Source organism: Flavobacterium bernardetii (assembly GCF_011305415.1).
GTDB classification, from domain to species: Bacteria; Bacteroidota; Bacteroidia; order Flavobacteriales; family Flavobacteriaceae; genus Flavobacterium; species Flavobacterium bernardetii.
In genome coordinates this window covers 1-1698 of record NZ_JAANOQ010000031.1, presented here as the reverse complement: position 1 = coordinate 1698, position 1698 = coordinate 1, and the positions used below count along the sequence as shown (strand labels likewise).

The window sequence follows — 1698 nt, the reverse complement described above, 5'->3', positions numbered from 1 at the left end:
TATCAAAGATAAAATTTCTTGCGAGAAATAAACGTGTATTTACTACAAAATTCGCAATCTTGCCAAACGCCTGTTAGTGGCAGTTTTTATTCTTCAATATTAATTAACCAATGTTTTTTATTTAGTTTCATTAAATCTTCTTTATAGGTCTGCTCATTCAAATACTTATAACTATAATATTTCAATGGAATTGAATTTGGATAATTTTTCAGTCCTTCGTCAATATACTTTTTCAATTCAATTTTATCTTTAAATAAGTTTAAAGTCTCAACTTTGTAAACATAAACAATTGTCGGTACTTTATTATATACATATAGGAATTCTTTTTCCAAATAATTTATTAAATCTCTTTGTAGCTCAGGCTTTAATTTTTTTTCCTCAGCAGATTTTGTAATTACTTCTTGATAAAACATTAAAGCTGAAAATAAATATGTGTTTTTTGATTTTCTACTATTTTCAAATTTTTTAATCTCGTCAATTGTGCTATTACTTAATTCAGAGATTTCATTTTGTAGAGCTTCATCATACATTTTCTGCGTAAGTTTTAAGCAAGCTGAGTCACTTTTATCAACTTTTGACTTGTTTTTAATATTATCAAAAGTTTCTTCAATAATATTTTTTTTGGTTTGAGCAAAAGTTGTCAAAGTCAAAAAAGTAAATAGTAAGAATAAAATTTGTTTTTTCATTGTCTGTCTTTGTTTGCGGTTTGTTCGGACAAAATTGCCACTAACGTTCCGGCGCTTGGCGAGGTTGCGAACTACGGAACCGATTATTTTCTTTTAAAGATAAAATTTCTTGCGAAATGTATACGTGAATTTACTACAAAATTCGCAATCTTGCCAAACGCCTGTTGTGAGCAGTTTTATTTTTTTGGTGTTATAATCATGTCTTTGGTGATTTTAATTGTCGGCGCAATTTTTATACTATCATTTTTCGGTGAATTTTTTGGATCTGATTTTTTTTCAATATAAACAGTTCTAACGAATTCGTTTTTCGATACGACATTTACAACTTTCATGTCCAATAGGAAAAATTGTTTAATCTTAGTTTGTTTGTGTATATCAATTGTTTTTAAGTTGTTACATTCAAAAAGTTGCAAATTTTCCAGATTCGTTAAGTTTTGAATGTCAAGATTTATAACTGGATTTCCTTGAATATACAAAGACCTGAATTTTAAAAATTCACCAATAAACTCAAAATCAATTATGCCATTACGAAAAGCATAAATACCTTTTAAATTCGGCATGTCTTTAATTATCAGTTTTGGGCCTATTTTGTTTTCGCCAATATATAATTCTTCAATAGTTGAGTTTCCGTAAAAAACTTTGATTTCCTTTATATCATTATTCATTACGTTTAGCTCTTTCATGCTTTTGAAATAAATCATATCGTCAAGCGATTTGATATTTCGTTTAGATACATTTAGTTTTTGAACAGTATCAATTTCACTAATTTCAATTTCAGTGTTTTTATTTCTATCATATCCAAGCTCAATTAAAGCTTTTTTTAGATTTAAATCTTTGAATTTGATTTCTTGTGCATTTGCTTGAAAAAAAACACTAATTGTAAAAAGTATAATTTTATATTTCATTTTGATAAGGATTGGTGTCTAAAAATTGCGTACAACGGGCCGCGGCTTGCTGAAGTGGCGACTTCGTAAATTATTATTTGATGCTAAGATACAATTTCTTGCGAAAG

Annotated in this window: 2 protein-coding genes; both read right to left on the bottom strand. The window is 27.7% G+C overall.

From position 1 onward, the window contains the following. Positions 1–86: 86 nt before the first annotated feature. Positions 87–686, bottom strand: coding sequence for a hypothetical protein (locus G6N05_RS15480; RefSeq protein WP_166131882.1), 600 nt, complete (start codon positions 684–686; stop codon positions 87–89). Between the two features lie 176 nt (positions 687–862). Beyond that, entirely contained in the window at positions 863–1591 is a 729-nt protein-coding gene (locus G6N05_RS15475; protein WP_166131879.1) for a leucine-rich repeat domain-containing protein, read from the bottom strand. Positions 1592–1698 lie beyond the last annotated feature (107 nt).